General features: G+C 64.4%; 25 protein-coding genes. 15 read left to right on the forward strand and 10 right to left on the reverse strand.

Going from position 1 to position 25,290, the window contains the following annotated elements:
• Positions 1–25 precede the first annotated feature (25 nt).
• The 3 genes from M1D87_RS13600 to M1D87_RS13610 all read left to right on the forward strand — a co-directional run bounded on the left by M1D87_RS13600 (position 26) and on the right by M1D87_RS13610 (position 3,665).
• Complete coding sequence (locus M1D87_RS13600) at positions 26–1,258, forward strand: OprD family porin (RefSeq protein ID WP_031324467.1); 1,233 nt, start codon at positions 26–28, stop codon at positions 1,256–1,258.
• A 28-nt stretch (positions 1,259–1,286) separates the two neighbouring features.
• On the forward strand, positions 1,287–3,338 hold the full coding sequence (gene paaZ / locus M1D87_RS13605) for a phenylacetic acid degradation bifunctional protein PaaZ (RefSeq protein ID WP_123084120.1): 2,052 nt from the start codon (positions 1,287–1,289) through the stop codon (positions 3,336–3,338).
• A gap of 156 nt (positions 3,339–3,494) precedes the next feature.
• On the forward strand, positions 3,495–3,665 hold the full coding sequence (locus M1D87_RS13610; protein WP_155252250.1) for a hypothetical protein: 171 nt from the start codon (positions 3,495–3,497) through the stop codon (positions 3,663–3,665).
• Between the two features lie 388 nt (positions 3,666–4,053).
• On the opposite strand, the gene M1D87_RS13615 is transcribed toward M1D87_RS13610, so the two are convergent.
• Complete coding sequence (locus tag M1D87_RS13615) at positions 4,054–4,323, reverse strand: DUF6555 family protein (protein WP_015270332.1); 270 nt, start codon at positions 4,321–4,323, stop codon at positions 4,054–4,056.
• Between the two features lie 167 nt (positions 4,324–4,490).
• Positions 4,491–4,700 (reverse strand): con-10 family general stress protein, encoded by a 210-nt coding sequence (locus M1D87_RS13620; protein WP_003259459.1) that lies wholly within the window; start codon positions 4,698–4,700, stop codon positions 4,491–4,493.
• Positions 4,701–4,979: 279 nt separating this feature from the next.
• On the opposite strand from M1D87_RS13620, the gene M1D87_RS13625 reads away from it, so the two are divergent.
• Together M1D87_RS13625 and M1D87_RS13630 are read left to right on the forward strand one after the other, a co-directional pair.
• The gene (locus tag M1D87_RS13625) at positions 4,980–8,762 is read left to right on the forward strand and encodes a CheR family methyltransferase (RefSeq protein WP_123084119.1); all 3,783 of its coding nucleotides are present in this window, start codon (positions 4,980–4,982) and stop codon (positions 8,760–8,762) included.
• Between the two features lie 81 nt (positions 8,763–8,843).
• A complete protein-coding gene (locus M1D87_RS13630; protein WP_024087133.1) occupies positions 8,844–9,242 on the forward strand; it encodes an NUDIX hydrolase in 399 nt (132 codons plus the stop codon).
• A 108-nt stretch (positions 9,243–9,350) separates the two neighbouring features.
• On the opposite strand, the gene M1D87_RS13635 is transcribed toward M1D87_RS13630, so the two are convergent.
• The gene (locus M1D87_RS13635; protein ID WP_123084118.1) at positions 9,351–9,902 is read right to left on the reverse strand and encodes an ATP-dependent Clp protease proteolytic subunit; all 552 of its coding nucleotides are present in this window, start codon (positions 9,900–9,902) and stop codon (positions 9,351–9,353) included.
• A 22-nt stretch (positions 9,903–9,924) separates the two neighbouring features.
• Positions 9,925–10,299 carry a low affinity iron permease family protein gene (locus M1D87_RS13640; protein WP_003259456.1) on the reverse strand — a complete coding sequence of 125 codons (375 nt, stop codon included), beginning with the start codon at positions 10,297–10,299 and terminating at the stop codon, positions 9,925–9,927.
• A 165-nt stretch (positions 10,300–10,464) separates the two neighbouring features.
• On the opposite strand from M1D87_RS13640, the gene M1D87_RS13645 reads away from it, so the two are divergent.
• Genes M1D87_RS13645 through M1D87_RS13665 form a run of 5 tightly spaced genes read left to right on the forward strand, consistent with a single transcriptional unit; the run spans position 10,465 to position 14,773 of the window.
• Complete coding sequence (locus M1D87_RS13645) at positions 10,465–11,382, forward strand: DUF72 domain-containing protein (RefSeq protein ID WP_123084117.1); 918 nt, start codon at positions 10,465–10,467, stop codon at positions 11,380–11,382.
• Positions 11,379–12,164: an endonuclease/exonuclease/phosphatase family protein gene (locus tag M1D87_RS13650; protein ID WP_123084116.1), complete on the forward strand. Its 786-nt coding sequence runs from the start codon at positions 11,379–11,381 to the stop codon at positions 12,162–12,164. Before M1D87_RS13645 ends, M1D87_RS13650 begins: the two co-directional genes overlap by 4 nt.
• Positions 12,161–13,363 carry a cardiolipin synthase ClsB gene (gene clsB / locus M1D87_RS13655; protein ID WP_061302271.1) on the forward strand — a complete coding sequence of 401 codons (1,203 nt, stop codon included), beginning with the start codon at positions 12,161–12,163 and terminating at the stop codon, positions 13,361–13,363. The genes M1D87_RS13650 and clsB overlap by 4 nt, the downstream gene beginning before the upstream one ends.
• Positions 13,363–14,310, forward strand: a complete 948-nt coding sequence (locus M1D87_RS13660) for a lysylphosphatidylglycerol synthase domain-containing protein (protein WP_013972628.1) — start codon at positions 13,363–13,365, stop codon at positions 14,308–14,310. Before clsB ends, M1D87_RS13660 begins: the two co-directional genes overlap by 1 nt.
• Before the next feature lie 34 nt (positions 14,311–14,344).
• Positions 14,345–14,773 (forward strand): hypothetical protein, encoded by a 429-nt coding sequence (locus tag M1D87_RS13665; RefSeq protein ID WP_015270339.1) that lies wholly within the window; start codon positions 14,345–14,347, stop codon positions 14,771–14,773.
• 191 nt (positions 14,774–14,964) lie between these two features.
• Here M1D87_RS13665 and M1D87_RS13670 read toward each other — a convergent pair whose 3' ends face one another.
• Together M1D87_RS13670 and M1D87_RS13675 are read right to left on the reverse strand one after the other, a co-directional pair.
• Positions 14,965–15,189 (reverse strand): metallothionein, encoded by a 225-nt coding sequence (locus tag M1D87_RS13670; RefSeq protein ID WP_015270340.1) that lies wholly within the window; start codon positions 15,187–15,189, stop codon positions 14,965–14,967.
• Positions 15,186–15,650 (reverse strand): hypothetical protein, encoded by a 465-nt coding sequence (locus M1D87_RS13675; protein WP_015270341.1) that lies wholly within the window; start codon positions 15,648–15,650, stop codon positions 15,186–15,188. Before M1D87_RS13675 ends, M1D87_RS13670 begins: the two co-directional genes overlap by 4 nt.
• Before the next feature lie 128 nt (positions 15,651–15,778).
• Between M1D87_RS13675 and ligD the strand changes: the two genes are divergently transcribed.
• From ligD to M1D87_RS13700, 5 genes are read left to right on the forward strand one after another with little or no spacing between them, the layout of a single operon-like run.
• A complete protein-coding gene (gene ligD / locus M1D87_RS13680) occupies positions 15,779–18,271 on the forward strand; it encodes a DNA ligase D (RefSeq protein ID WP_123084115.1) in 2,493 nt (830 codons plus the stop codon).
• A gap of 54 nt (positions 18,272–18,325) precedes the next feature.
• The gene (locus M1D87_RS13685) at positions 18,326–19,369 is read left to right on the forward strand and encodes an acyl-CoA dehydrogenase family protein (protein ID WP_123084114.1); all 1,044 of its coding nucleotides are present in this window, start codon (positions 18,326–18,328) and stop codon (positions 19,367–19,369) included.
• Positions 19,366–20,121, forward strand: coding sequence for a PIG-L deacetylase family protein (locus tag M1D87_RS13690; protein ID WP_085720181.1), 756 nt, complete (start codon positions 19,366–19,368; stop codon positions 20,119–20,121). The genes M1D87_RS13685 and M1D87_RS13690 overlap by 4 nt, the downstream gene beginning before the upstream one ends.
• Before the next feature lie 11 nt (positions 20,122–20,132).
• The gene (locus M1D87_RS13695) at positions 20,133–20,732 is read left to right on the forward strand and encodes a class I SAM-dependent methyltransferase (protein ID WP_061302266.1); all 600 of its coding nucleotides are present in this window, start codon (positions 20,133–20,135) and stop codon (positions 20,730–20,732) included.
• Entirely contained in the window at positions 20,729–21,388 is a 660-nt protein-coding gene (locus M1D87_RS13700; protein ID WP_123084113.1) for a glycosyltransferase family 2 protein, read from the forward strand. The genes M1D87_RS13695 and M1D87_RS13700 overlap by 4 nt, the downstream gene beginning before the upstream one ends.
• A gap of 222 nt (positions 21,389–21,610) precedes the next feature.
• On the opposite strand, the gene ku is transcribed toward M1D87_RS13700, so the two are convergent.
• From ku to M1D87_RS13720, 4 genes are all read right to left on the reverse strand, one after another.
• Positions 21,611–22,432, reverse strand: coding sequence for a non-homologous end joining protein Ku (gene ku / locus M1D87_RS13705; protein ID WP_421091687.1), 822 nt, complete (start codon positions 22,430–22,432; stop codon positions 21,611–21,613).
• Between the two features lie 74 nt (positions 22,433–22,506).
• Positions 22,507–23,412, reverse strand: coding sequence for an SDR family oxidoreductase (locus M1D87_RS13710; RefSeq protein ID WP_061302265.1), 906 nt, complete (start codon positions 23,410–23,412; stop codon positions 22,507–22,509).
• Between the two features lie 127 nt (positions 23,413–23,539).
• Positions 23,540–24,127, reverse strand: a complete 588-nt coding sequence (locus M1D87_RS13715; protein WP_123084112.1) for a 5'-methylthioadenosine/S-adenosylhomocysteine nucleosidase family protein — start codon at positions 24,125–24,127, stop codon at positions 23,540–23,542.
• A gap of 56 nt (positions 24,128–24,183) precedes the next feature.
• Entirely contained in the window at positions 24,184–25,290 is a 1,107-nt protein-coding gene (locus M1D87_RS13720) for a carboxylate-amine ligase (RefSeq protein ID WP_123084111.1), read from the reverse strand.

A 25,290-nucleotide genomic window follows, 5' to 3' on the forward strand; every position in this document is an offset into this window, starting at 1 on the left:
AACCATGTCGGGTAAAACAACAACAATGAACCGCACGCACTTCATTTCGGCCGCCTGGCTGGCGACCCTCGCCTTGCCGATGCCGGCGATGGCAGACTTCATCGGCGACAGCCACGCTCGGTTGGAGCTGCGCAACCATTACCTCAACCGCGACTTCCGCCAAAGCAATGCACCGCAGGCCAAGGCCGAGGAATGGGGCCAAGGCTTTACCGCCAAGCTGGAGTCGGGCTTCACCGAAGGCCCGGTCGGCTTTGGTGTCGACGCCATGGGCCAACTGGGCATCAAGCTCGACTCCAGCCGCGACCGGCGCAATACCGGCCTGCTGCCTTTCGGCCCGAACAGCCATGAACCGGTCGACGACTACAGCGAACTGGGCCTGACCGGCAAGGTGCGGGTGGCCAAGAGCACCCTGCGCCTGGGGACCTTGCAACCGATCCTGCCGGTGGTGGTGTACAACGACACCCGCCTGCTGGCCTCCACCTTCCAGGGTGGCCTGCTCACCAGCCAGGACCTGGCCGGCCTGACCTTCAACGCCGGCCGCCTGACCAAGGCCAACCTGCGTGATTCCTCGGGCCGCGACGACATCGGCTACGGCGCCGCCAGCAGCGACCACCTGGACTTCGGCGGCGGCAGCTACGCCATCACCCCGCAAACCAGCGTCAGCTACTACTACGCCAAGCTCGAGGACATCTACCGCCAGCAGTTCGTCGGCCTGATCGATACCCGCCCGCTGGGCGAAGGCCTGAGCCTGCGCACCGACCTGCGCTACTTCGACAGCCGCAACGACGGCGCCGAGCGTGCCGGCAACATCGACAACCGCAACTTCAACGCCATGTTCACCCTCGGCGTACGGGCCCACAAGTTCACCGCCGCCTGGCAGCAGATGTCCGGCGACAGTGCCTTCCCGTTCGTGAACGGCGGCGACCCGTTCACCGTCAACCTGGTCACCTACAACACCTTCACCCGCGCCGGGCTGGACTCGTGGCAGGTGCGCTACGACTACGACTTCGTCGCCATGGGCATCCCCGGCCTGAGCTTCATGACCCGCTACACCGATGGCCGCCACGCCGAGACCGCCACCGTCAGCAATGGCCGTGAGCGTGAGCGCGACACCGACATCACCTATGTCATCCAGAGCGGGCCGTTCAAGGACGTCAGCCTGCGCTGGCGCAACGTCACCTTCCGTTCCGGCAATGGCCTGACCAACGCCGTGGACGAAAACCGCCTGATCATCGGCTACACCGTGGCGCTGTGGTAACAGCGCCCCCTCTACATTGGAGAACAGCATGTCTGCCGCCCCTACCCTGCAAAGCTTCATCGCCGGCCGCTGGCTTGGCCAGCACGGCGCCCAGGCCCTGCGTAGCGCCCTGGATGGCCACGTCCTGGCCTACAGCCACGAAGAGCGCCCGGATTTCGCCGAGGCCGTGGACTTTGCCCGCGCCCGTGGCCTGGCCACGCTGATGGCCATGGACTTCCAGCAACGCGCTGCCCGTCTGAAGGCACTGGCCCTGTACCTGGCCGAGCACAAGGAGCAGCTCTACGCCCTGTCCCACCACAGCGGTGCCACCCGTGCCGACAGCTGGATCGACATCGAAGGCGGCAACGCCACGCTGTTCTCCTATGCGGGCATCGGCAGCCGTGAACTGCCGTCGGGCAACCTGGTGCACGAAGGCCCGGCCATCCCGCTGGGCAAGCAAGGCCATTTCGCCGGCAGCCACATCCTGGTGCCGCGCGCCGGCGTGGCGGTGCACATCAACGCCTTCAACTTCCCCATCTGGGGCATGCTGGAGAAGTTCGCCCCGACCTTCCTGGCCGGCATGCCGTGCATCGTCAAGCCGGCGACCTCGACCAGCTACCTGACCGAGGCCGTGGTGCGGCTGATGAATGCATCCGGGCTGTTGCCCGAAGGCAGCCTGCAACTGGTGATCGGCAGCACCGGCGACCTGCTCGACCGCCTGCAAGGCCAGGACGTGGTGACCTTCACCGGCTCCGCCGACACCGCCGCCAAGTTGCGCGTCACGCCGAACCTGGTGCGCAGCTCGGTGCCGTTCACCGCCGAAGCCGATTCGCTCAACTGCGCCATCCTCGGCCCGGACGTGACCCCGGACAGCGAAGAGTTCGACCTGTATATCAAGGAGGTGGTCCGCGAAATGACCACCAAGGCCGGCCAGAAATGCACCGCCATCCGCCGCGCCATAGTACCGGCCAGGCACATCGACGCGGTTGCCACGCGCCTGCGCGAGCGGCTGGCCAAGGTGGTTGTCGGTGACCCGTCGCTGGAAGGCGTGCGCATGGGCGCCCTGGCCTCCCACGACCAGCAGCACGATGTGGCCGAGCGAGTGCGCAGCCTGCTGCAGAGCTGCGACCAGCTGTTTGGTGCCAGCGATGGCTTTGCGCCGCGTGGCGAGGGCGTGGCCGAGGGCGCGTTCTTTGCTCCGACCTTGCTGCAGGCCCGCGACCCGCATGCCGAAGGCGGTGCCCACGATATCGAAGCGTTCGGCCCGGTCAGCACGCTGATGGCCTATGACGACCTCGATGAAGCCCTGGCGCTGGCCGCACGGGGCAAAGGCAGCCTGGTGGCGACCCTGGTCACCGCCGACCGCAGCGTGGCAGCCAAGGCCATTCCAGTGGCTGCCGCCTGGCACGGCCGCCTGCTGGTACTCGACAGCGAGGCGGCCAAGGAATCCACCGGGCATGGCTCGCCATTGCCGCAACTCAAGCACGGTGGCCCGGGCCGCGCTGGTGGTGGTGAAGAGCTGGGTGGCCTGCGTGCCGTCAAGCACTACCTGCAGCGTGCCGCTGTACAGGGTTCGCCGAGCATGCTCACGGCGGTAACCGGCGAATACGTGCGCGGTGGCGAAGTGATCGAAACCGAAGTACACCCGTTCCGCCGCTATTTCGAGCAGTTGCGCATCGGCGAGTCGCTGCTCACCCATCGGCGCACCGTGACCGAAGCCGACCTGGTCAACTTCGGTTGCCTGTCGGGTGACCATTTCTACATGCACTTCGACGAGATCGCCGCCAAGGAATCGCAGTTCGGCAAGCGCATCGCCCACGGCTATTTCGTGTTGTCGGCAGCGGCCGGGCTGTTCGTCTCCCCGGGTGCAGGCCCGGTACTGGCCAACTACGGCCTGGATACCCTGCGTTTCATCAACCCGGTCGGCATCGGCGACACCATCCAGGCGCGCCTGACCTGCAAGCGCAAGATCGACCAGGGCAAGACCAGCCCGTTGGGCCAGCCCCAGGGCGTGGTGGCGTGGGATGTGGAGGTGACCAACCAGCTGGGCGAGCTGGTCGCCAGCTACGACATTCTCACCCTCGTGCTGAAGAAGCCCTGACAGTACCGTTGGTCAGGGGTGGTGGACATCCAACCGACCGCCCCTGGCTATTGCCGCTCTCATTCAATGAGGGGTGGTCAATGGCTTCGCCTCTCACTCCTGTATTGGGCCCGCCTGAACGCGGGCCTTTTTTTCATCGAGAGCGAGGGTTGCGAGATGAAAGAGTTTACTGCGATGGGTGGCGGCAGCGCACAGGATGACTGGCCGGAGCTCGAGCCGGACCGGCGCAATGACCGGGCAGATGACCCGGATGCCGACCCCAATGTGACTGATGACGAAGAAAACCGCCCGGGCGTACCGGCCAGCGACCCAGAGTCCGGTGCCTAGACGGCCTGCGCGTACCTGTAGGAGCGGCTTTAGCCGCAAAGAATCCAACGCGGTGAATGGCACCGGCTGCGCCGGTGTTCGCGGGCGCGCCCGCTCCCACAGGTATGGCGCACTCCTTGAACTGGTGATGTCCCTGTGGGAGATTGCCCAGCCCTTTGGGCTGCGCTGTCGCGCAGAGAACCAATATTGCTCGTCTGACGCGTCCTTTGTAGGAGCAGCCTTGTGCTGCGAAGAGGCCGGTACAGCCAATAGACAGGCTTCGTCAGCCCCGGCCTCTTCGCAGCACAAGGCTGCTCCTACAGGACCTCGCCGAACCAATGAGTCATGTGTTGTTCTATCAGAGCGGGCATGCCCGCGAAGCAGGCGACACAGTGCTTTGGGCCAGCGGTCACATTGTCGCCGCTGGCCCCCCCACCGACTGGTTCGGCTTGCTGCCGGATATGCGCCATTGCACGGCGGTAATCCCGTAGCGCTCGGCCATCGGCCTGCTGACTTTTCTGATTTTTTCGCGCCCGAACTTCGGAATGATGCCGATGCCCGCATCACAACTTGCCCAATGCCAGGCCTCGGCGTTGTCCAGCGTCTCCAGACGGATGATGAAACTGCGCGGCTTGCCATGCAGTTGGTAATCGATGATGTATAGCTGTGGGCCAGGCATCTCAGGGGCCTCCTCTTCTCCATGGATGACACCCTGATTGATCGGGGTACGGCCAGAAGATTCAAAAAAATGTCGAGCAACAGGTACCAAAGGCCATTGCAGTCCCGGTACACAGGAGGTAGCCGGCACCCGGCACTGCGGGTACCGGGTGCCCAGGAGCACTCAACTCACTGTTGGCGGCCCCCGCCGTGGCTGTTCTGGCCGCCCTTGCGACCGGCCTCCGATGCCCGTTGGCGGTCGTTGGCGAAGTTGCCGCCAGAAGCCTGCCCACCCTTGTGCCCCGCGCGGGAGGCCCGTTCCCGGTCATTGGCAAAATTGCCAGGGTTGGTTTCCTTGGTGCCGCCGCGCTGGCTGGTTCGCTCTTGATCCTGCGCCATGTGGTATCTCCTTGCGATGGATTGACTGCTCGCATGGATGTTTGCCATGCCTTGGTTCCGAGCCGCCGATCACACAGTCTGCTCAATGGTTTTGCCGGCAACTGACCAGTGGCACCAAACATGGGTCGGCAAAAGGTTTGCGTGACTGAAACAGGCGGGTCGCACTTTCCTTCGCAAGCAGAGGTCTCAATAACATGGCGACGGCCTATAATCCCGCCACACACACGCCCGATGATGCTGCTGAGGGCTGAACGTTCCGGTCTGCACAAGGCTCCGTCCATGAAGTCGTCCCCTAAGCAACCTGCCTCGCCCCAGAACCCGGCACTCAGCCCCAGCCACCTGGATTTCCCGGTGGTGGGCATCGGTGCATCGGCAGGCGGCCTGGAAGCGATCTGTACGCTGTTCCGGCAAATGCCCAGCGATTGCGGCATGGCCTTCGTCGTGGTCCTGCACCTGTCCCCCGACCACCAGAGCGTCGCCGACCGCATCATCCAGGAGACCACGCAAATGCCGGTGCGCCAGGTGACCGAGCCGGTGCCCATCGAGCGCAACCATATCTACGTGATTTCACCGGCCAATCGCCTGTCCACCAACGACGGCTACCTGCGGGTGACCCCGGCCAACCGGCGCCGTGGCGACCACGTGGCCATCGACCTGTTCTTCCGTGACCTGGCTGATGTGCACAAGGACCACGCCTTCTGCGTGGTGTTGTCCGGTACCGGTGCCGATGGCGCCGTGGGCCTGTCGCGGATCAAGGAGCAAGGCGGTGTGACCCTGGCGCAGACACCGGACGACGCCCAGTACGACAGCATGCCCCGCGCCGCCATCGAGACCGGCATGGTCGACCTGGTGCTGCCGGCGGCAGAAATGCCGCAGAAGCTGCTGGAGCTGTGGCGCAATGCCCGCCAGGTCCGGCTCCCGGAAATCGAAGACGATACCCTGCCTCCGGCCTTGGGCACCCGTGTCGGCGATGCCCAGGCCAGCGAGCCGATGCTCGAAGAGATCCTGCTGCAGTTGCGCAGCAATACCGGCCACGACTTCCAGCACTACAAGCGCGCCACGGTACTGCGACGCATCGAGCGCCGCCTGCATGTGACCGGCCAGGCAGACCTTGCGGCCTACCTGCATTACCTGGAACAGCACCCAGCGGAATCCCGGGCATTGCTGGCCGACATGCTGATTGGCGTGACCAATTTCTTCCGCGACCGCGAAGCCTTCGAAGCCCTGGAGCGCCATGTGCTGCCGCAGCTGGTCTGCGAACGCGACCCGGCCGAGGGCGCAGACGAGATACGCGTGTGGTCGGCCGGCTGCTCCACCGGCGAAGAGGCGTACAGCCTCGCCATGCTGGTTTGCGAGCAGCTGGCACTGGAGCAGCGCTCGCACAAGGTACAGGTGTTCGCCACCGACCTGGACGAACGCGCCATCGGCATCGCCCGCAGTGGCTCATACCCCGAGGCGATCGTCACCGACGTGCCGCCCAGCCGGCTGCGCCAGTTCTTCGTCAAGGAAGACCAGCATTACCGGGTGCGCAAAGAGGTTCGCGAAAAGGTGCTGTTCGCCCGGCACAACCTGCTGTCGGACCCACCGTTCTCGCAGATCGACCTGATTGTCTGCCGTAACCTGCTGATCTACCTGGACCGCGAGGTGCAGCGTGACATCCTGCAGATGTTCCACTTTGCCCTGCGCCCGGGTGGCTACCTGTTCCTCGGTTCGTCGGAGTCGGCCGACGTGGCCAATGAACTGTTCGCCCCGGTGGACAAGCGCAATCGCATTTTCCGCGCACTCGATGCCAGCAATACCGGCCGCCGTTCCGGCCGTCAGCTGCCCGGCACTTCTGCCGCCGGCAGGCCCCCGGAAGCGCTGGCCAAGGCCAAGCCGGGGCGCAAGCCATCGTTCGCCGACCTGCACTACCGCGCCCTGGCGCGTCGCATGCCGCCCAGCCTGATCGTCGATATCGATGGCAATATCCTGCACATGAGCGAAGGCGTGGGGCGTTTCCTGCAAGTGGCCGGTGGCGAACCGAGCCGCAGCTTGCTCAACCTGGTGCTGCCGCCCCTGCGCCTGGCCCTGCGCAGCACCTTGTTCCAGGCGCGCCAGGGGACCGAGGCGGTCACCTCGCGCCCTGTCGACCTGGCGGAAACCATGGGCAAGCTGCAGGTGGAAATCACCGTGCAGCCGTACAGAGACGACCTCAGCGGTAGCGATTGCCTGCTGGTGGTATTCGAGGAGCGCGCGCCTGATCCGTCCCTGCCGACGCCTGGTGTCATCCGCCAGACCGACAGCATGGTCTTGCACAACCTCGAGCGCGAACTGCAGCGTACCCGCCTGCAACTGCAGGAAACCATCGAGCAGTCAGAGGTCTCCAGCGAGGAACTGACGGCTTCCAACGAAGAGATGCAGGCCATCAACGAGGAGTTGCGGTCGGCCAGCGAAGAGCTGGAAACCAGCAAGGAAGAGCTGCAGTCGATCAATGAGGAGTTGCTCACGGTCAACTACGAGCTGAAGAACAAGGTCGAGGAAACCGACAAGGTCAACGACTACCTCAGCAACCTGATCGCCTGCACCGAGATCGCCACGGTGTTCGTCGACCGCAACTTGCATATCCGTTGGTTCACGCCGCGCGCCACCGACCTGTTCAACATGCTGCCGGTCGATACCGGCCGTTCCCTGCTCGATATCACCCACCGCCTGGATTACCCGGCACTTGCCGACGATGCCCGCGCCGTGGCTCAAGGCGAGGCCATCATCGAGCGTGAAATCGGCGGCCAGGGCGATCACTGGTACCTGGCGCGCCTGCTGCCCTACCGCTCCAGTGAGCAGAAAATCGACGGCACGGTGCTGACCTTCATCGACATCAGTAGCAGCCATGCCGCCGAAGAGCGCGTGCGCCTGGGCGAAGAGCGCCTGAGCAAGCAGCTGGCCGAGACGCAGAGCACCAGCCACATGAAGGACGAGTTCTTCGCCGTCATGTCCCATGAACTCAAGCACCCGCTCAACCTGATACAGCTCAATGCCGAAATCCTGCGCCGCCTGCCGTCGCTGCGGAACATCAGTGCAGCGAGCAAAGCCGTGGGTACCATCTGCGACGCGGTAACCAGCCAGGCGCGGATCATCGACGACCTGCTGGATGTGGCGCGCATTCGGACCGGCAAGCTTAAGCTCAAGACCGCACCTGTGGATCTGCTCGCCCTCCTGCAGGGCATCCATGATGTGGTGGTGAGCGAGCAACACCCCTGCCCGGTTCGCCTGGAGCTGCCGGCCGACACCCTGCCGGTGATGATCGAAGGTGACGTGACCCGCCTGGAGCAGATCATCTGGAACCTGCTCAACAACGCGCTGAAGTTCAGCCCGGCGGGCAATGAGATACGCCTGGTGCTGAGCCACGACGAAGACCACGCGCGGCTGCAGGTGATCGACCATGGCGTAGGCCTGAGCCACGACAGCCTCGAGCACATCTTCGACCTGTTCAGCCAGGCTACGCCGCAACAGGCCAGCCACAGCCGCGAGGGCCTGGGCATCGGCCTGTCGCTGGTACGGCAACTGGTCGAGGCCCATGGCGGTACCGTACGCGCCAAGTCACCGGGGCTTGGCCTGGGCTGCACCTTTGAGGTCACCCTGCCACTTTGCGATACGCAACTCCCGCAGCGTGAGCAAGGCTCGGAGCCACTGAGCGAGGGCCGCCTTAATGGAATTCGCGTGTTGCTGGTGGACGATTCCGTAGAAGTGCTGGCGGTAATGCAGGAGCTGCTGGAAATGGAGAGCGCCACTGTCAATGCCTTCAGCAAGCCACGTGAGGCCCTGGACGCCGCTGCGGGTGAGGAATACGACATCATCCTGTCCGATATCGGCATGCCGGTGATGGACGGCCATGCGTTGATCAAGGCTCTGCGTGGTTACGTGCACCTGCGCCATACCCCGGCCATCGCCCTGACCGGTTATGGCGCCAGTGCCGACCAGTACAAGTCGCGCCAGTCGGGCTTCGATCGGCACCTGAGCAAGCCGGTGGGCTATGACGAGCTGGTGGAGGCCATCGAGGCGCTAAGCGGCTCGGTGCCCTACTGACCGTTGGTCGCTTTCAACGCAACGTTCATTGCCATCGGGGGCCGAATATACATGGAATGAGGGATTCGCCCGGGAGCCTGAATGAAACCAGTCAAGCATCGCGCAACGATCATCTGCCGGCATGGCAAACAAACCCATAAATGGCTGTGGGTGAGAAAGCCCAACGCCGCCTGGACTCTGCCCGGCGGCAAGATAGAGCCCGGCGAGACGCCGGTGCAGGCAGCGGAGCGTGAATTGCTTGAGGAAACCGGGTTGCAGGCAGAATCGCTGACCCTGTTGATGCGCCATGAAGCGGCAGAGCGCATGCATTATGTGTTCGAAGCGGAGTTCGCCGACGCCCCGCATCCCAAGGCCCTGCATGAAATTGCTGATTGCCGGTTCGCCCACCCGGACCAGGTGCCCATGCTCAAGGACGAGATCAAGCTGCTGATCCGCTCGTTGCTGGCGTGTGACCGGGCAATGGCAGCGTCGGTCAGATAGATCTTCTTGACCTGTGCCGGCCCTTTCGCGGGTGAACCCGCTCCCACAGGTTCGGTGAAATGCCTGTGGGAGCGGGTTCACCCGCGAAAGGGCCGGCACTGGAATCAACTAGGCATGCACACTCCACTGACACGCCTCCACCTCGATCGGCATCTCGTCTATGGCATGGATCATCCCGTTCGCCAAGGCCTCCCGGGGCCCGAGTATCCGCGGGTACGCCATCAGATACCGTGGTACATCCAGCACCTCGTCCGCCCCTTCGGTCCGCTCGGCGACGATTTGCGCGTACAGCCGCAGGTCATAATCCAGGCTCATCGCGTATTCAGCCATGCGTGAGTGGTCGACCGAGCCATGCAAGGTCCAGTGGAAAGGATGAAACAGGAACTTGCTGTAACTGCATGCCGTGCGCCGTTCCCCGGCCAGGAAGATGATGTTGCCCATGGATTCCACCGTTCCCAGGTTGTGGGTATGCACCTCGACCGGTAACGCCCGCAGAAAGTTGTACAAGGTAAACCCGTAGCTGCACTCGCCGCCCATGGTGGCGATGTTCAGTTGCAGGACGTCGGCGCCCTGCTGCAACGCCCGCGAACAGGTGTTGATCAGGTTGCCGCAGGTGGATGAATTGATAGGCCCGGTGAAGTGGACGATATGTCTGGCCATGCTTGCCTCCAGGGTTGGCAGGTCATTCCTTGGTTGAATGCGCATCGTCACCCTGCCCGGCCATCTGCCGGTATTGCTTGCGCAGGGCATGCAGCTCGGCCGGATCCATGTCTTCAAGGTCCAGCAGCGCCTTGTGCGCCTTTTGGGTGGTGCGCAACAGCTCATCGATCTTGATGTGCAGTTCGTCGTTGTCGCGGTTCTGGGTGTTCTGGATCAGGAACACCATGAGGAAGGTGATGATGGTGGTCGAGGTGTTGATCACCAGTTGCCAGGTGTCGTTGAAGCCGAACAGCGGCCCGGTCACTGCCCAGATCAGGATCAGCAGGCAGGCGATGCCAAAGGTCAGCGGGCGGCCGGCCCAATTGGCCAGCCATTGGGCGAAACGGTCGAATTTCATCCTGGTGCCCTTCCTCGTAGCAGGTATGCGGTGGAAACGCCGCGGGCCGCAAAGTTCCGCGCCGCATCAGCCTTTTCCGTTGGTCAACCGTGCTGAACCCTGGCCGCTGTTCACCAGTCGCACCTTCAGAGTGACCGAACAAGGACTGGCAATGAGGAAGGCAGCGTGAGCGATATCCGCATCGGCATCTCCGGTTGGCGCTACGGCCCGTGGCGCAAGGATTTTTACCCGAAGGGCCTACCCCAGGACGACGAACTGGCGTTCGCTTCGCGGGCGGTCAACAGCATTGAAATCAACGGCTCGTTCTACAGCCTGCAAACACCCGAACGCTACCAGGGCTGGCATGACCAGACGCCGCTCGGCTTCGTGTTTGCGGTAAAAGCCCCGCGCTACATCACCCATGTACGCCGGCTCAAGGACATCGAAGAAGCAGTGGCCAATTTTTTTGCTTCCGGGCCGCTGCTGCTCGGCAGGAAGCTCGGGCCATTCCTGTGGCAGTTTCCACCCAACATGAAGTTCGACGAGGCCCGCTTCGCCCGTTTTCTCGAACTGTTGCCGCACAGTCGCAAGGCTGCCCGCGAATGCGCGCAGGGGTGTGCGCAACAACTGCGGGACAACGGCAGCACCGATATCAAGGGCAACGCTCGGCTGCGCCACGCTGTGGAAATCCGCAACGAAAGCTTTTTGTGCGAAGCCTTCATCAAGCTGCTGCGCAAGCACCGGGTAGCGCTGGTCGTGGCCGACAGCGCCGGTAAATGGCCGTATGTCGAAGACCTTACCGCCGACTTCGTGTACGTGCGCCTGCATGGCGATGTCGAGCTGTACAGCAGTGGCTATACCGCCCAGGCGCTGCGGCGCTGGAAGCAGCGCATCCAGCACTGGAGCCAGGGCCGCCAGGCCGACGATGCCCAGCTGGTGGTGCCTGGGCCGCCACCACGGCGCGCTGCCCGGGACGTCTACTGCTATTTCGACAACGACCAGAAAGTCCATGCACCTTATGACGCCCGGCGCCTGTTGCAGAAGCTGTCGCTGGACCATGAACTGATGACCGAGCCTGGCGTGGTGCCGGAGGTGCCCCTGTGAACAGGACCCTGCGTGCGCCGCACGGCATCATCGACAAGATCACCGCCGTGCGTCGGCTGAATGTGCTGACGTTGAACGTGCACAAGGGTTTCACCTTCTTCAACCGGCGCTTCATCCTGCCCGAGTTGCGCGAAGCCGTGCGCGCCACCGGCGCCGACCTGGTGTTCCTGCAGGAGGTGCACGGCAGCCACCAGCAACATGCCCTGCGCCACCCGACCTGGCCGGATACGCCACAGTACGAGTTCCTGGCCGACAGCATGTGGCCGCAGTTCGCCTACGGCCGCAATGCGGTGTACCCCCATGGGGACCACGGCAATGCGCTGCTGTCGAAATTCCCCATCAGCCGCTTCGACAACCTGGATGTCTCGGTGCAGGGCAACGAGCAGCGCGGGCTGCTGCATTGCCAGCTGGAGGTGCCGGGCCATGACCAGGTGCATGCGGTGTGCGTGCACCTCGGCCTGCGCGAGGCCCATCGGCAACGCCAGGTAAAGCTGCTGCTGGACCTGCTCGACAGCCTGCCGCCCAAGGCGCCGGTAATCATCGCCGGCGATTTCAACGATTGGCGGTTGAAGGCCGATGCCGTGCTGAGCGAACACCTGGTAGAGGCCTTCGGCGAACATTTCGGCACCCCGGCGCGCAGTTTTCCGGCGCGTCTGCCGCTGTTGCGCCTGGACCGCATCTACCTGCGCAATGCCATGCCCGGCACGGCCCAGGTGCTGTCCAAGTACCCGTGGTCGCACCTTTCCGACCACGCCCCTCTGGCTGCGGAGATCAAACTGTGAACCGACCCTGGGTAGACGGCAACAGCGTGCAGTTGCTGATCAATGGCGAGCAATACTACCCCCGCGTGTTCGAGGCCATGGCCCAGGCGCGGGAGGAAATCCTGCTGGAGACCTTCATCATTTTCGATGACAAGGTTGGCCAGCAATTGCAGCAGGTGCTGATCGATGCCGCCCAACGCGGCGTACGTGTCGAAGTGGCCGTGGATGGCTATGGCACGGCCGACCTGCCCGACTCCTTCATTGCGGCCATGACCGATGCCGGGGTCAGTTTCCACGCCTTCGACCCTCAGCCGAGGCTGGTGGGCATGCGCACCAACCTGTTCCGGCGCCTGCACCGCAAGATCGTGGTGGTCGATGGCGAGCGGGCCTTCATTGGCGGCATCAACTACAGCGCCGACCACCTGGGCGACTTTGGTGCCATGGCCAAGCAGGACTATGCCGTGGAAGTCGCCGGCCCGGTGGTGGCGCAGGTGCATGCCGCCAGCAAGCGCCTGATGTCGCCGGTGCTGCAGCCGCCCAGCGCGGTACGGCCGCTGACCGAGCCTGCCGGTACCTGCAGCGCCGTGCTGGTCGAGCGCGACAACGGGGTGCGCAGCACCGATATCGAAGCCCACTACCTGCAGGCGTTTCGCAGCGCCCGGCAGCGCATCGTGGTGGCCAACGCGTATTTCTTCCCGGGCTACCGGTTGATGCGTGAACTGCGCAATGCGTCCCGGCGTGGCGTGGAGGTGCGGCTGATCCTGCAGGGCCAGCCAGACATGCGCTGGGTGCGGGCGCTGTCGCGGCTGTTGTACAACTACCTGCTGCGCGATGGTGTGGCCATTCACGAGTATTGCCAGCGGCCGCTGCACGGCAAGGTGGCGCTGGTGGACGATGAGTGGGCCACGGTCGGCTCCAGCAACCTGGACCCGCTCAGCCTGTCGTTCAACCTGGAAGCGAACCTGTTCATCCGTGATCGCGCCTTCAACCAGCAGCTCAACCAGCACCTGCAGCAGCTGGCCCGCGAACAATGCAAGCCGGTCACCCTGGAACGCATGGTTCGCGGCTACTGGTGGCGGGCGCCGCTGATATTCGTGTGCTTCCACGTGATCCGCCATTTCCCGCGGATTGCCGGCTGGTTCCCGGCGCACCGCCAGCACCTGCGCTCGGTGCAGCCGGAGGCCGAGGCACAGGGTGACTACCACGAGGGCCAAACCTGATGGCGCGTAAGAACTGGCAAACCTGGGGCAAGCGGCTGTTCACCCTGGCATTCCTGATCCTGATCCCTGCGCTGTTGTACCTGCTGGCGCGCAACCTGGACTGGAACGAGGTGCGCCAGTCGTTGCTGGCCTACAAGCCCGGCACCCTGGCCATAGGCCTGGCGCTGGCCGGGTGCAGTTACCTGACGTTCGCCAGCTACGACCTGCTAGCCCGAGCCTACACCGGCCACCACCTGCCGGCACGCCAGGTTTTGCCAGTGGCTTTCGTGTGCTATGCCTTCAACCTCAACTTCACCACCTGGGTGGGTGGCGTTGCCTTGCGCTACCGGCTGTACAGCCGCCTTGGCCTGGACACGGCTACCATCACCCGCATCCTCACCCTGGGCCTGCTGACCAACTGGATGGGCTACATGCTGCTGGCTGGCACCGTGTTCGCCTTGCGCCTGGTCGAGCTGCCCGCCAACTGGGCGGTCGGTGCCAGCGGCCTGCAACTGATCGGCGTGGTGTTGCTGGCGATTGCCGCTGGCTACCTGCTGGCCTGTGGCTTCGCCAAAAAGCGCACCTGGCGCTGGCGCGACCATGAGGTAACGCTGCCGTCGCTGCGCCTGGCGCTGTGCCAGGTTGTACTGGGTGCCAGCAACTGGGCGCTGATGGCGCTGCTGATCTTCTGGTTGCTGCCTGGCGAAGCCTTTTACCCGTCGATTCTTGGCATCCTGCTGATCAGCTGCGTTGCTGGTGTGGTTGCGCATATCCCGGCCGGGCTGGGTGTGCTGGAAACGGTGTTCCTGGCCCTGCTGCATGGGCAGCTTGCCCAGGGCACGCTGGTGGCGGCCCTGCTGGGCTACCGCACGCTGTACTACCTGGTGCCGCTGTTGCTGGCGGTGCTTGTCTACCTGATCCTCGAGAAACGCGCCAAGGCCATGCGCCGGCGCGACAAGCCTGCCTAGGCCTGACAAGGGCCATTGGCCCGGGAGGTGGCAAATGCGTAGCGCTGTCTTGAAGCCGATGTTGATACTGATGATGGCCAGCCTGCTCAGCGGCCAGGCCCTGGCCGAAGCTTGCAACGTGCTCACTCGCTCCTCCAGCGAGGCGGTAACGCCGGTGGAGCGACACAGCTGCTACAGCTACAGCAACCTGCCCGCCGAAGCGATCAACTGGTCGTGCAGCAATGAGAGCAAGGACATGCTCAACAGCGAAAAGCACAAGGTCGCGCGCTGTGCCGATGGCAGCGTTGGCAGTTGCATCGCGCCATTGACCCAGGAGGCATTGGCCAACCCCAAGGCAACTGGCGGTGACAAGCCGGCGTTGCCCAAGGATGCGCGGGTGATCACCTACTACTACGACACTCCCAGCCTGGGCCAGGCCCGCACCGATTGCGAGCGTAGCAACGGCATCTGGCAGACTCACTGATTCTGCAGGCTTGGCGCGTGTTTTGTAGGAGCGGCCTTGTGTCGCGAAAGGGCCGCAAAGCGGCCCCGGCAATTTTCCGTGCGAAGCTGAAATTCTGGGGCCGCCTCGCGGCCCGTTCGCGACACAAGGCCGCTCCTACAGGATCATCACCGCCCCATAGACCTATGCAGAACCTATGAGACGGCGATGTTTCAGGGCGAAATCGGGTCACTCGCCGGGAAAGTCTCGTCCAGCGCATTGTCCACGGCGCTTTCCTTGGTTTTTTCCCCGCATTGGCAATCCGGCATCCGGCACGGCTCGCCATTGCGATGCCCGTTGGCACAGGCCTCGCAGCAATACACCTTGCCTTCGAGCCGCAAGGCATTGGCATCCACGGTGCAGGAACAATCTGCACAGGCACAACGCAACTCGTTCATGGCTTGCTCTCCTCGTCATCGATCACATCATCGGCCCACGGTTCGCCATCAAGCGGTGCGGAGCGGGCCAGTTCGGCTTCGTCCAGGCCTATGCCGCCGCCAATCTCATTGGCCTCTACCCGCCTAAGGGTCTTGTCTGCAGGGCCACCGCTGCCACCGGGTTCGTGCGGGTCACGGGCACCGGTCTCGTCCAGCAAGGTGTCCGGGCTCAGGTCGTCGTAGGTGACGTTGTCCTCGTGCAGGCTGTCGCTCAACGCCTCGCCGCCAGTCATGCCGCTTTCGGCCACGCGCCGGGGCGGGAACTCGCGGGCCACGTCCGCGGCCGGTCGCTCGTCACCCGCACGCCCCTCGCGCTCGTCCAGGCGCTCGTCGAAGTCCAGTTCATGCACGCTGCCCATGCGGTCTTCGGTGTCGTCGATTTCAGTGGGGGTATAGGGCTTCGGTTTATCTGTTCGGGCCATGTGCGTTCTCCGTCAGGTGGCTTCATTCGGTCGACTGCACTTGCTGTTTGAAGATTCAGAGTTTTTTTGAACTACCGCCCGGGCCGTTGCCTCCCAGATTAGAGACTGCGAACCGCCCGGAGCCCGCCATGGCCAAGCCCCTGCAGGAATATGCGCGCAAGCGCGACTTCAATGCCACGCCCGAGCCCAGCGGCAAGCGCAGCCGTGGCAAGCGGGCCCACGCGCTGCAGTTCTGCATCCAGAAGCACGATGCCAGCCACCTGCACTACGACTTCCGCCTGGAACTCGATGGCACGCTGAAAAGCTGGGCCATCCCCAAAGGGCCGTCGCTGGACCCCAAGGTGCGCCGCCTGGCCGTGCACGTGGAGGACCACCCGCTGGACTACGCCGACTTCGAAGGCCATATCCCCGAAGGCCATTACGGCGCGGGCGACGTGATCGTCTGGGACCGGGGCATCTGGGAGCCCGAAGGTGATGCGCATGAGGCCTATGCCAAGGGCAAACTGCGTTTCCGCCTGCAAGGCGAAAAGCTCGGCGGTGTATGGAACCTGTTCCGCACCCACCTGGCCGGCAAGAAGGAGCAGTGGATGCTGGTCAAGTCGCACGACGGCCAGGCGCGTAGCGAAGCCGACTACAGCATCGTCGACGCCCAGCCCGACAGCGTGCTCAGCGACCGCACGCTGGTGCCGCGCAAGCCGACAGCAAAAAAGGCCGCCGCGCCACGTCGCAAAGCCGCCAGCAAAGGCCGGAAGGTGCCGTTGCCGGCGCAGCTGCAGCCACAACTGGCGACCTTGGTCGACTCCCCGCCCAGTGGCGACTGGCGCTACGAGGTCAAGTTCGACGGTTACCGCATCCTTGCCCGCATCGACGGTGATGACGTGCGCCTGTTCACCCGCAATGGCCATGACTGGAGCGGCAAGATGCCCAGGCAGGTTGCCGCCTTGCGTGCGCTGGGCCTCGATTCGGCCTGGCTCGATGGCGAGGTGGTGGTGGCTGGCGAAAACGGCGCGGCGGACTTCCAGGCGCTGCAGAACGCTTTCGACACCGAGCATGACGAGCACATCACCTATTACCTGTTCGACCTGCCCTTCCTGGGCGGCCAGGACCTGCGCCAGTTACCGCTGCAGGACCGGCGCGACACCTTGCAGCGCCTGCTGGAGCACAACGAAGCGGACGTGCTCAAGTACTCCGACGATTTTGACCAGCCCGTCGAGTCCCTGCTCGACAGCGCCTGCCGGCTGCAACTCGAAGGCCTGATCGGCAAGCGCGTCGACAGCCCCTACAGCGGCCGCCGCAGCCCTGACTGGATCAAGCTCAAGTGCAAGCAGCGCCAGGAGTTCGTGATCGTCGGCTACACCGACCCCAAAGGCAGCCGCAGCGGCTTTGGTGCCCTGCTGCTGGCCTTGCACGACAACGACAGCGGCGAGTTGCGCTATGCCGGCAAGGTCGGCACCGGCTTCAGTGCAACCACGCTGGCCAGCATCCATGCCCGGCTCAAACCATTGGAAACCGCCAAGCCGGCCCTGCCCAACCCGCCCACCGGGGCCGAAGCCCGGGGCGTGCACTGGCTGAAACCGCAACTGCTGGCCGAAGTCGCCTATGCCCAGATGACCCGTGACGGCATCGTGCGCCACTCGGTGTTCCACGGCCTGCGCGATGACAAACCGGCTACCGCCATCGACCTGGAGCGCAGCATGCCCGCCAAGACCCTGCCCAAGCGCAAGCAGGCCAAGGCCCCCGAGGCTTTGGGCGAGCTGCGCCTGACCCACCCCGAGCGGGTGGTCGACGCCACCAGCGGCGTTACCAAGCGCGAGGTCGCCGAGTACTACGCCGCAGTCAGCCAATGGATACTGCCCCAACTCAAGAATCGCCCGGTGGCGCTGGTACGTGCACCGGACGGGCTGGCCGGGGAGCTGTTCTTCCAGAAGAACGCCGGCCAGTTGCATCTGCCCAACGTGCTCAGCTATGACAAGACCGAGGCCGGCCAGGCGGCGATGGTCATCAATCGCGCCGACACCTTGATCGGCGCAGTGCAGATGAACATGCTCGAACTGCACACCTGGAACGCCACCGACAAGGACTTCGACAAGCCCGACCGCTTCGTCCTCGACCTTGACCCGGACCCGGCACTGCCGTGGAAGGCCATGCTGGAAGCCACCCAACTGGCCCTCACCTTGCTGGATGAGCTGGGCCTGAAGGTGTTTCTCAAGACCAGTGGCGGCAAAGGCATGCACCTGGTAGTGCCCCTGACCCGGCGTGCCAGCTGGGATGAAGTCAAGGCATTCAGCCACGGCATCGTCGATTACCTGGCCAGGTTGTTCCCCGACAGGCTCAGTGCCGTGTCCGGGCCCAAAAATCGCATCGGGCGCATCTTCATCGACTACCTGCGCAACGGCAAGGGGGCTACCACCGCCTGCGCGTATACCCTGCGCGCCCGCGAAGGTCTGCCGGTATCCGTGCCGATCTGGCGCGAGGAACTGCCGCAACTCAAGGGCGCCAACCAGTGGCACATCGGCAACGTGCTTGAACGCCTGGGTGATGTCGACGACCCCTGGGCCGATTATGGCAAGACCAGGCAATCGATCACCGTGGGCATGCGCAAGCAGCTGGGGCTGGCCTGATGACGACTTGCCTTCAGCGCTACGCCCGCAATGCCTGACCAAGGAGCCGAGCCCATGAGCATTGTCCAGGATTTTGACCTGACCAACCTCGATCGCCTGTTGCGAGCCTTCGGCGAGCGGCAGCAACCGCTCAACCTCGATACCCAGTTGCCGCAGCTGATTCAGGCACTGCAAGCCGACCACCTCGACCTGCTGCCCCTGCCCGGCCAGGGCAATACGCTACGGCGCTGGCAAACCCTCGCCCGGGTGGCAGGCTGTGACCTGGCCTTGGCCAAGCTGTACGAGGGCCACACCGACGCGTTGGCGATCCTTGCCGAATGCGCGGCTGCACACCACGCTGCCGAGGGTATATGGGGCGTGTGGGCCGCCGAACCGCCGGATGCCCGCGCCTGCATTGTCGCCCGTGATGGCGACCAGGTCCGCCTGGAGGGTCGCAAGGCCTGGTGTTCGGGCGCACTGCAGATCGATCGGGCGCTGGTCACGGCCCGGGACCAGCATGACCAACCCCAGCTGGTGGCCATCGAACTGTCCCATCCCAGCCAGGGCCTTGCCATAGACCGCTGGCAAGCCATCGGCATGGCCACCACCGCCAGTGTCGAAGTCGAGTTCAACCACACCCCTGGCATCGCCATCGGCCGCCCCGGGCAATACCTGTCACGCCCCGGCTTCTGGCATGGCGGTGCTGGCATTGCAGCCTGCTGGTACGGCGCCGCCGAAGCCTTGGCCGACTACCTGCGCGAACACTGCCGCAACCCCCGCCCCGACCCACATGCCGACGCTCACCTGGGCGCAGTCGACGCCGCCTTGTACGGCGCCAGGGCGGCACTGCGCGAATGCGCGGCATGGATCGACCGCCAGCCAGGCGCAGACGCCAGCTTCGAAGTGCGCCGCACCCGCGCCCAGGTGGAACAGGCCGTTGAACAGGTGATCCACCACGTTGGCCGGGCGCTGGGCGCCACTCCTTTCTGCCGTGACAACCACTTTGCCCGGCTGAGTGCCGACTTGCCCGTGTTCCTGCGCCAGAGCCATGCCGAGCGCGACCTGGCGGCGCTCGGGGAGCAGTTGGCAAAACAGCCGGCGGGAGTCTGGCAACTATGAGCGAGAACCTGATCCAGGCGAACAGCGGTACACCGTGGGCGGACTGGCAGCAGGCCGCGCACCTGGCCAGGGCCACCTGGATCACCCCTCAGCAATTGTGCCCACCGGGCCGCCGCCTGGTGCTGCTGGCACCGCACCCCGATGACGAGATTCTCATGGCCGGCGGGCTGCTGGCGGGCTTTCATGGCCGGGAAGACGACCTGGTGTTGATCTCCGCCACCGATGGTGAAGCCAGCCACCCTGGCTCTACCCACTGGAGCGAACACCGCCTGCGCCGGCAAAGGCCACTGGAGAGCCGCCATGCCCTGCAACAGCTTGACCTAGACCTCGGCCGCCTGGACTGGCGACGGCTCCACCTCAAGGATGGCGCGTTGCCACGTGACGAGGCGTTTCTGCTCAACCACCTGAGCCAGTTGCTCAGGCCTGACGACCTGCTGATGGCCACCTGGAGCGGCGATGGCCACTGTGACCACGAAGCAGTAGGCCGGGCTGCCGCGCAGGCGGCCCGGATGCGCAAGGCGCAATGCCTGGAGGTACCCGTGTGGGCGTGGCACTGGGCACGACCGGACGACCCGCGTCTGCCGTGGCCGCGTGCCCACCGCATTCAGCTGGACGAGGCCAGCCTGGCCCGCAAGCGCAAGGCCCTGGCCGCCCATGTCAGCCAACTCGAACCGGACGGCCAGCGCCCGCCCGTACTGCCGCCGAACTTGCTGGATTGTCTGCTGCAACCTTTCGAACTGGTGTTCCTGTAAAAGGAGTTGTCATGAGCCTCGACCCACAGTATTTCGCCGACCTGTACGCCACCAGTGAAGACCCTTGGGCCTTTCGCACCCGCTGGTACGAAAAGCGCAAGCGCGAGCTGGTCATGGCCTGCCTGCCGCGCCAGTGCTACCAACGCGTGTTCGAGCCCGCTTGCGCCAATGGCGAGCTCAGCGCCTTGCTGGCCGAGCGTTGTGCCAACCTGGTGTGCCAGGACCTGGACCCTACTGCGGTAGCGCTGGCCGGTGAACGCTTGGCTGGGCTGCGCAATGTCTCGGTGGAACTGGCGCGGCTGCCGGCGGACTGGCCAGGTGGGCGTTTCGACCTGATCGTGCTGAGCGAGGTGGGTTACTACCTCGACCCGACCGACTGGTTGCAGGTGATCGAACAGTCGGTGGCCAGCCTGACCTACGGCGGCGGGCTGCTGGCCTGCCACTGGAAGCATCCCATCGCCGGCTGCCCGCAGGACGGGCGTGAAGTGCACCGCATGCTGGCCCGTCACCTTCCGCTGTATCTGCAGTTCCAGCATGACGAGGCGGACTTCTTGCTGGAGTACTGGTCCTCTCAGCCCAGCGTGGTCGACCTCGATGAGACCTGCCCATGATTGCCGTGGTGATCCCGGCCCACAACGAGGCCCAGCGCCTTGGGCGCTGCCTGCGGGCAGTACTGGCTGCCGCCCTGCAGGCGCAGCAGGCGGGGCACCAGGTGGAGGTGCTGGTGGTGCTGGACCGCTGCAGCGATGGCAGCGCCGCTGTGGCAAGGCGTTTCGGTGTACAGGTGCTGACCGTGGATGCCGGCAACGTCGGTATGGCCCGCCGGGTGGGCGCGGCATACATGCTCGAGCGCGGCGCGCAGTGGCTGGCGTGCACCGATGCCGACAGCCGGGTGCCGGCGCACTGGCTGCTGTCGCAACTGGCCTGCAGGGCCGAGGTAGTGTGCGGCACGGTGCACGTCGAGTACTGGCAACCCTGGCAGACAGCGGCCTTGCGCAAGCTGTACCACAGCCGTTACCAGGCACATGAAGGGCATCGGCATGTGCATGGGGCCAATCTGGGTGTGTGTGCCGACGCCTATGATCGTGTGGGCGGCTTCCAGCCACTGGCGGCGCATGAGGATGTGCAACTGGTCAGCGACCTGCAGGCCAGTGGTGCGCAGATCGTATGGACCGCCAGGCACAGCGTGGCCACCAGCAGCCGGCGCGACAGCCGCGCCCGCGAAGGGTTTGGTGATTATCTGGCGGGGTTGCAGACACAGGTTTGATGAGGCTTGTGTTTGACTCTTGGTTCAGCAGTTTCTGTAGGAGCAGCCTTGTGCTGCGAAGAGGCCGGTCCTGACAAAGCCTTTCTATTGCTTGTACCGGCCTCTTCGCAGCACAAGGCTGCTCCTACAAAGGACGCTTCAAACGAGCGATATTTGTTCTCCGCGCGACAGCGCGGCCCCAAAGGGCTGGGCAATTTCCCACCCAGTGCAAGCGCAACGGAATCACGACGCCTTGCGTGTCTTCTTCGCCGGCTTCTTGCCACCGAGGCTGCGCTTGAGCAGTTCGGTGAGGTCGAGGATGTCTGCGCCTTTCCCTGCTTCCGTCGCCTCGCCCTTCTCCACGGTCTCGATCTTGCCCTTGCTGGCCTTTTCTTCCACCAGGTCCATGATGGTCTGGCGGAAGGCATCGTGGTAATCCGCAGGCTTCCACTGCCCGCTCATGTCTTCGACCAACCGCTTGGCCATGTCCAGTTCGCGCTTGTCCACCTTGGCCTCGGTGACGCTGCTGTCCAGCTCCAGCGTTTCCAGCCCGCGCACTTCTTCGGGCCAGCGCAAGGTGATCATCACCAGCGCATCATCCAGCGGCCGCAGCAACGCCAGGTGCTGGCGGGTGTGCAGCACTACCGTGGCCAGCGCCACCTTGCCGGTCTTCGCCAGGGTTTCGCGCAGCAAGGCGTATACCTTGCCGCCACGGCGGTCGGGGGTAAGGTAATACGGCGTGTCGAAGTGCTGCAGCGGGATCTCGCCAGCCTCCGCGAAGGAGAAGATATCGATCGTCTGGGTCGCCTCGGGCCGGGCCTTGCGGATTTCCTCCTCGCTGATCACCACATAGCGGCCCTTCTCGAACTCGACGCCCTTCACGATGTTGTCCTTGTCGATTTCCTTGCCAGTGACCTTGTTCACCCGCTTGTAGCCGACCGGCTCCATGCTGCGCTTGTCGAGCCAGTCGAAATCGACCCGCTCGGTGCGCACCGCAGTATTGAGGGCCACGGGGATATGCACGAGACCGAAACTGATGGCGCCTTTCCAGATTGCCCTAGCCATTGAAGGTGCTCCCAGGGTTGCCTGCCAATACCTGAATCGACTGCAACGGGCGGCGAAGGTTTAGCCGCCCCGCCCTACGGCAGCGGGTTGCCGCCGGTCACGCCGAACACCTCGCCGGTGATGTAGCTGGACTCCTGGCTGGCCAGCAACACATACACCGGCGCACACTCGGCGGGTTGCCCCGGTCGCTTCATCGGCGTTTGTGCGCCGAACTCGGGGATTTTCTCCGGCGGTTGGCCGCCACTGGGCTGCAACACGGTCCAGATGGGCCCCGGGGCCACCGCATTGACCCTGATGCCGCGCTCGATCACCTGCTTGGCCAAGGCCTTGGTGAAGGCGACGATCGCGGCCTTGGTGGTGGCATAGTCGAGCAAGGTGGCCGAAGGCTGGTAGGACTGGATCGAGGCGGTGTTGATGATGGTCGCCCCCGCCGGCATCAGCGGCACGGCCGCCTGGCACAGCCAGAACAGCGCGTAGACGTTGGTTTTCAGGGTGTGATCGAACTGTTCGTGGCTGATCTGGCTGATGTCCTTGCGCGCTTCCTGCTTGCCGGCGACGTTGACCAGGATGTCCAGCCCGCCAAGTTGCTCATGGGCCTGGTCGACCAGCTCCTTGCAGAACTGCTCATCCTTCAGGTCACCGGCAATTGCCACCACCTTGCGGCCTTCGGCTTCAATCAGCTTGATGACTTCGCGGGCATCGGGTTGCTCGATGGGCATGTAGTTGAGGGCAATGTCGGCACCCTCACGGGCAAAGGCGATGGCCACTGCACGGCCGATGCCCGAATCCGCACCGGTGATCAGCGCCTTGCGCCCTGCCAGGCGGCCAAAACCCTTGTAGGTGTTTTCGCCGTGGTCTGGCTCGGGCTGCATGTTGGCATCCAGCCCCGGTGCTGGTTGGCCTTGGGCCGGGAATGGTGGATGCGGGTACTGGGTCAGCGGGTTCTGCATGCTGAACTGGTCGTGGGGTTTGTTAGGCATGAGGGCCTCTCCTCTGGTGTACCGGTGTTGGCCCATTCGCGGGCTTGCCCGCGAAGGCCGTCCTACCGTTTTCGAGGAGAGCCCTCATCGATGGTTTTTTTCGACTGGCCCAAACACCGACCAGCGGTCACACCGGGCTAAACAGCACCCGCCTGAAGGCCTCGGCAGCCAGGTGCACCTGTACCGCCCAGTCCTGCGCCGCGTCACTGCCGGCATCATCGGAGATGTACTTCAGGCACACGAACGGGATGCCTTCGCTGCGTGCGATCAGCGCCAGCACGTAGGCTTCCATGTCGACCACGTCATAGGGTGCATCGCCATGGTTGATCTCGAAGCTATCGCCACTGCCGCAGGTCTCCAGGGCCAAGCCTGGGATCTGCGCCCCATGCTCCAGCACCACCGGGATGTCCGACAAAGGTGTCTGGTAACGGGCGAAGCCCAGTGGGGTCACGTCCATGTCGCGCTGCACGAAGCGGGTACAGCACACCACCTCGCCCTTGCCATGGCGCTGGCTGCCGGCCGAGCCGAGGTTGACGATCAGCCTGGGCCGGCGCGCGGCAATGGCCTTGGTCAGGGCGATGGCGGCATTGACCTTGCCGATGCCGGTGAACACGGTGTTGACGTCACCGAATATATCGCCGGCCTCGGCTTCGAGGGCGAAGACAAACAACGTGTCGTCCAGGGAAATGTCGGGGAATTGCTTGATCAGCATCATGGCGCAGGTGGTTCCGGGTGGCTGCGAAAGGCGCGGCCATTTTCGGTCAACCCCGGCTAATTGCAAGCCCCGGCGGCCACCACGGCTCGCAATGCCTGCGCCCTGCCCAAGCCTGCAGCGCTGGCCTGGGCCAGGCATTGCAGCTGCTGGTCGGCATGGGTGCCATCGCGCAGCAGGCGTTGTGCATGCAGGAAGGCGCGTTCGGCGTCTACAGTGTCGATCGGCAACTGTTCCTGCAACTGGGCCAACCAACCTGCGGCCGTGACCGGCTGCTGCTCATGCAGGCCAATGAACTCGCCCTGGCGCCCATGGCGCATGGCGCGCCAGTAGTTTTCCTGGGTGATCCAGCGCTGCTCGCGGTTGCAGGCGGACGAGTCGTGCCGGTACACGATGCTGTGCTCGACCAGGTGACGAAATAGCGCGGCGATGCACAGCGCGTCCTCCAGCCGCGGGCAGCCATCGCAGATGCGCAGTTCGACCGTCGGGAAGCGCCGTGAAGGCCGGATCGCCCACCAGAAGTCGCCATCCGCGGCCAGCGACCCTGTGCGTTGCAGCAATGCACGGTAGCGCTCGTAGGCAGCCCAGTCCGGCAACGGCTCGGGCAAACCCATGTGCGGCCACTCCCCGCAAATTACCCGCCGGTAGCTCATGTAGCCGGTGCACTGGCCTGCCCACAGCGGGGATGACGTGCTCAGCACCAGCAACAGAGGCAGCCAGCCCAGTACACGGTTGATCAATTGGATGCGGTCGCAACCTGGCGGTACGCCCACGTGAACATGCAGGCCGTTGAGCAGGCTGCGCCGCGCCACATGCCGGTAGTCAGCGAACAGTTGCTGGTAATGCGCAGGGGTTGCAGGTTTCTGACGCAGCCAGGCGGCATTGGGGTGGCTTGCCGCGCCGTACAGGCCCATGCCCTCTTCGGCCAGCGCTGTGTTCAGCCGCTGGCGGCTGTGCTGGAAGAACTCGCGTGCCTCGAACAGGTTGGCGAACACCGGCGAGGCCACCTCGATCTGGCTGCAGAACATTTCCTGGGCAAAATGCTGGCCCAGCGCCTTGCGACAACGCCCGAGCACGGCTGGCGAAGGTGTGGCTGGCACCTGCCCCGTGTCCAGGTTCACCAGCAGGTATTCTTCCTCGATGCCGAACGTGCAGGGTCGGGCCAT

Source organism: Pseudomonas sp. SA233 (genome assembly GCF_054792385.1).

What these genes read in the sequence shown, in the direction of transcription:
- M1D87_RS13600 (WP_031324467.1), top strand. Translation starts at nt 26, where the DNA reads ATGAACCGCACGCACTTCATTTCGGCCGCCTGGCTGGCGACCCTCGCC.
- paaZ (WP_123084120.1), top strand. Translation starts at nt 1,287, where the DNA reads ATGTCTGCCGCCCCTACCCTGCAAAGCTTCATCGCCGGCCGCTGGCTT.
- M1D87_RS13610 (WP_155252250.1), top strand. Translation starts at nt 3,495, where the DNA reads ATGAAAGAGTTTACTGCGATGGGTGGCGGCAGCGCACAGGATGACTGG.
- M1D87_RS13615 (WP_015270332.1), bottom strand. Translation starts at nt 4,323, where the DNA reads ATGCCTGGCCCACAGCTATACATCATCGATTACCAACTGCATGGCAAG.
- M1D87_RS13620 (WP_003259459.1), bottom strand. Translation starts at nt 4,700, where the DNA reads ATGGCGCAGGATCAAGAGCGAACCAGCCAGCGCGGCGGCACCAAGGAA.
- M1D87_RS13625 (WP_123084119.1), top strand. Translation starts at nt 4,980, where the DNA reads ATGAAGTCGTCCCCTAAGCAACCTGCCTCGCCCCAGAACCCGGCACTC.
- M1D87_RS13630 (WP_024087133.1), top strand. Translation starts at nt 8,844, where the DNA reads ATGAAACCAGTCAAGCATCGCGCAACGATCATCTGCCGGCATGGCAAA.
- M1D87_RS13635 (WP_123084118.1), bottom strand. Translation starts at nt 9,902, where the DNA reads ATGGCCAGACATATCGTCCACTTCACCGGGCCTATCAATTCATCCACC.
- M1D87_RS13640 (WP_003259456.1), bottom strand. Translation starts at nt 10,299, where the DNA reads ATGAAATTCGACCGTTTCGCCCAATGGCTGGCCAATTGGGCCGGCCGC.
- M1D87_RS13660 (WP_013972628.1), top strand. Translation starts at nt 13,363, where the DNA reads ATGGCGCGTAAGAACTGGCAAACCTGGGGCAAGCGGCTGTTCACCCTG.
- M1D87_RS13665 (WP_015270339.1), top strand. Translation starts at nt 14,345, where the DNA reads ATGCGTAGCGCTGTCTTGAAGCCGATGTTGATACTGATGATGGCCAGC.
- M1D87_RS13670 (WP_015270340.1), bottom strand. Translation starts at nt 15,189, where the DNA reads ATGAACGAGTTGCGTTGTGCCTGTGCAGATTGTTCCTGCACCGTGGAT.
- M1D87_RS13675 (WP_015270341.1), bottom strand. Translation starts at nt 15,650, where the DNA reads ATGGCCCGAACAGATAAACCGAAGCCCTATACCCCCACTGAAATCGAC.
- ligD (WP_123084115.1), top strand. Translation starts at nt 15,779, where the DNA reads ATGGCCAAGCCCCTGCAGGAATATGCGCGCAAGCGCGACTTCAATGCC.
- M1D87_RS13685 (WP_123084114.1), top strand. Translation starts at nt 18,326, where the DNA reads ATGAGCATTGTCCAGGATTTTGACCTGACCAACCTCGATCGCCTGTTG.
- M1D87_RS13690 (WP_085720181.1), top strand. Translation starts at nt 19,366, where the DNA reads ATGAGCGAGAACCTGATCCAGGCGAACAGCGGTACACCGTGGGCGGAC.
- M1D87_RS13695 (WP_061302266.1), top strand. Translation starts at nt 20,133, where the DNA reads ATGAGCCTCGACCCACAGTATTTCGCCGACCTGTACGCCACCAGTGAA.
- M1D87_RS13700 (WP_123084113.1), top strand. Translation starts at nt 20,729, where the DNA reads ATGATTGCCGTGGTGATCCCGGCCCACAACGAGGCCCAGCGCCTTGGG.
- ku (WP_421091687.1), bottom strand. Translation starts at nt 22,432, where the DNA reads ATGGCTAGGGCAATCTGGAAAGGCGCCATCAGTTTCGGTCTCGTGCAT.
- M1D87_RS13710 (WP_061302265.1), bottom strand. Translation starts at nt 23,412, where the DNA reads ATGCCTAACAAACCCCACGACCAGTTCAGCATGCAGAACCCGCTGACC.
- M1D87_RS13715 (WP_123084112.1), bottom strand. Translation starts at nt 24,127, where the DNA reads ATGATGCTGATCAAGCAATTCCCCGACATTTCCCTGGACGACACGTTG.
- M1D87_RS13720 (WP_123084111.1), bottom strand. Translation starts at nt 25,290, where the DNA reads ATGGCCCGACCCTGCACGTTCGGCATCGAGGAAGAATACCTGCTGGTG.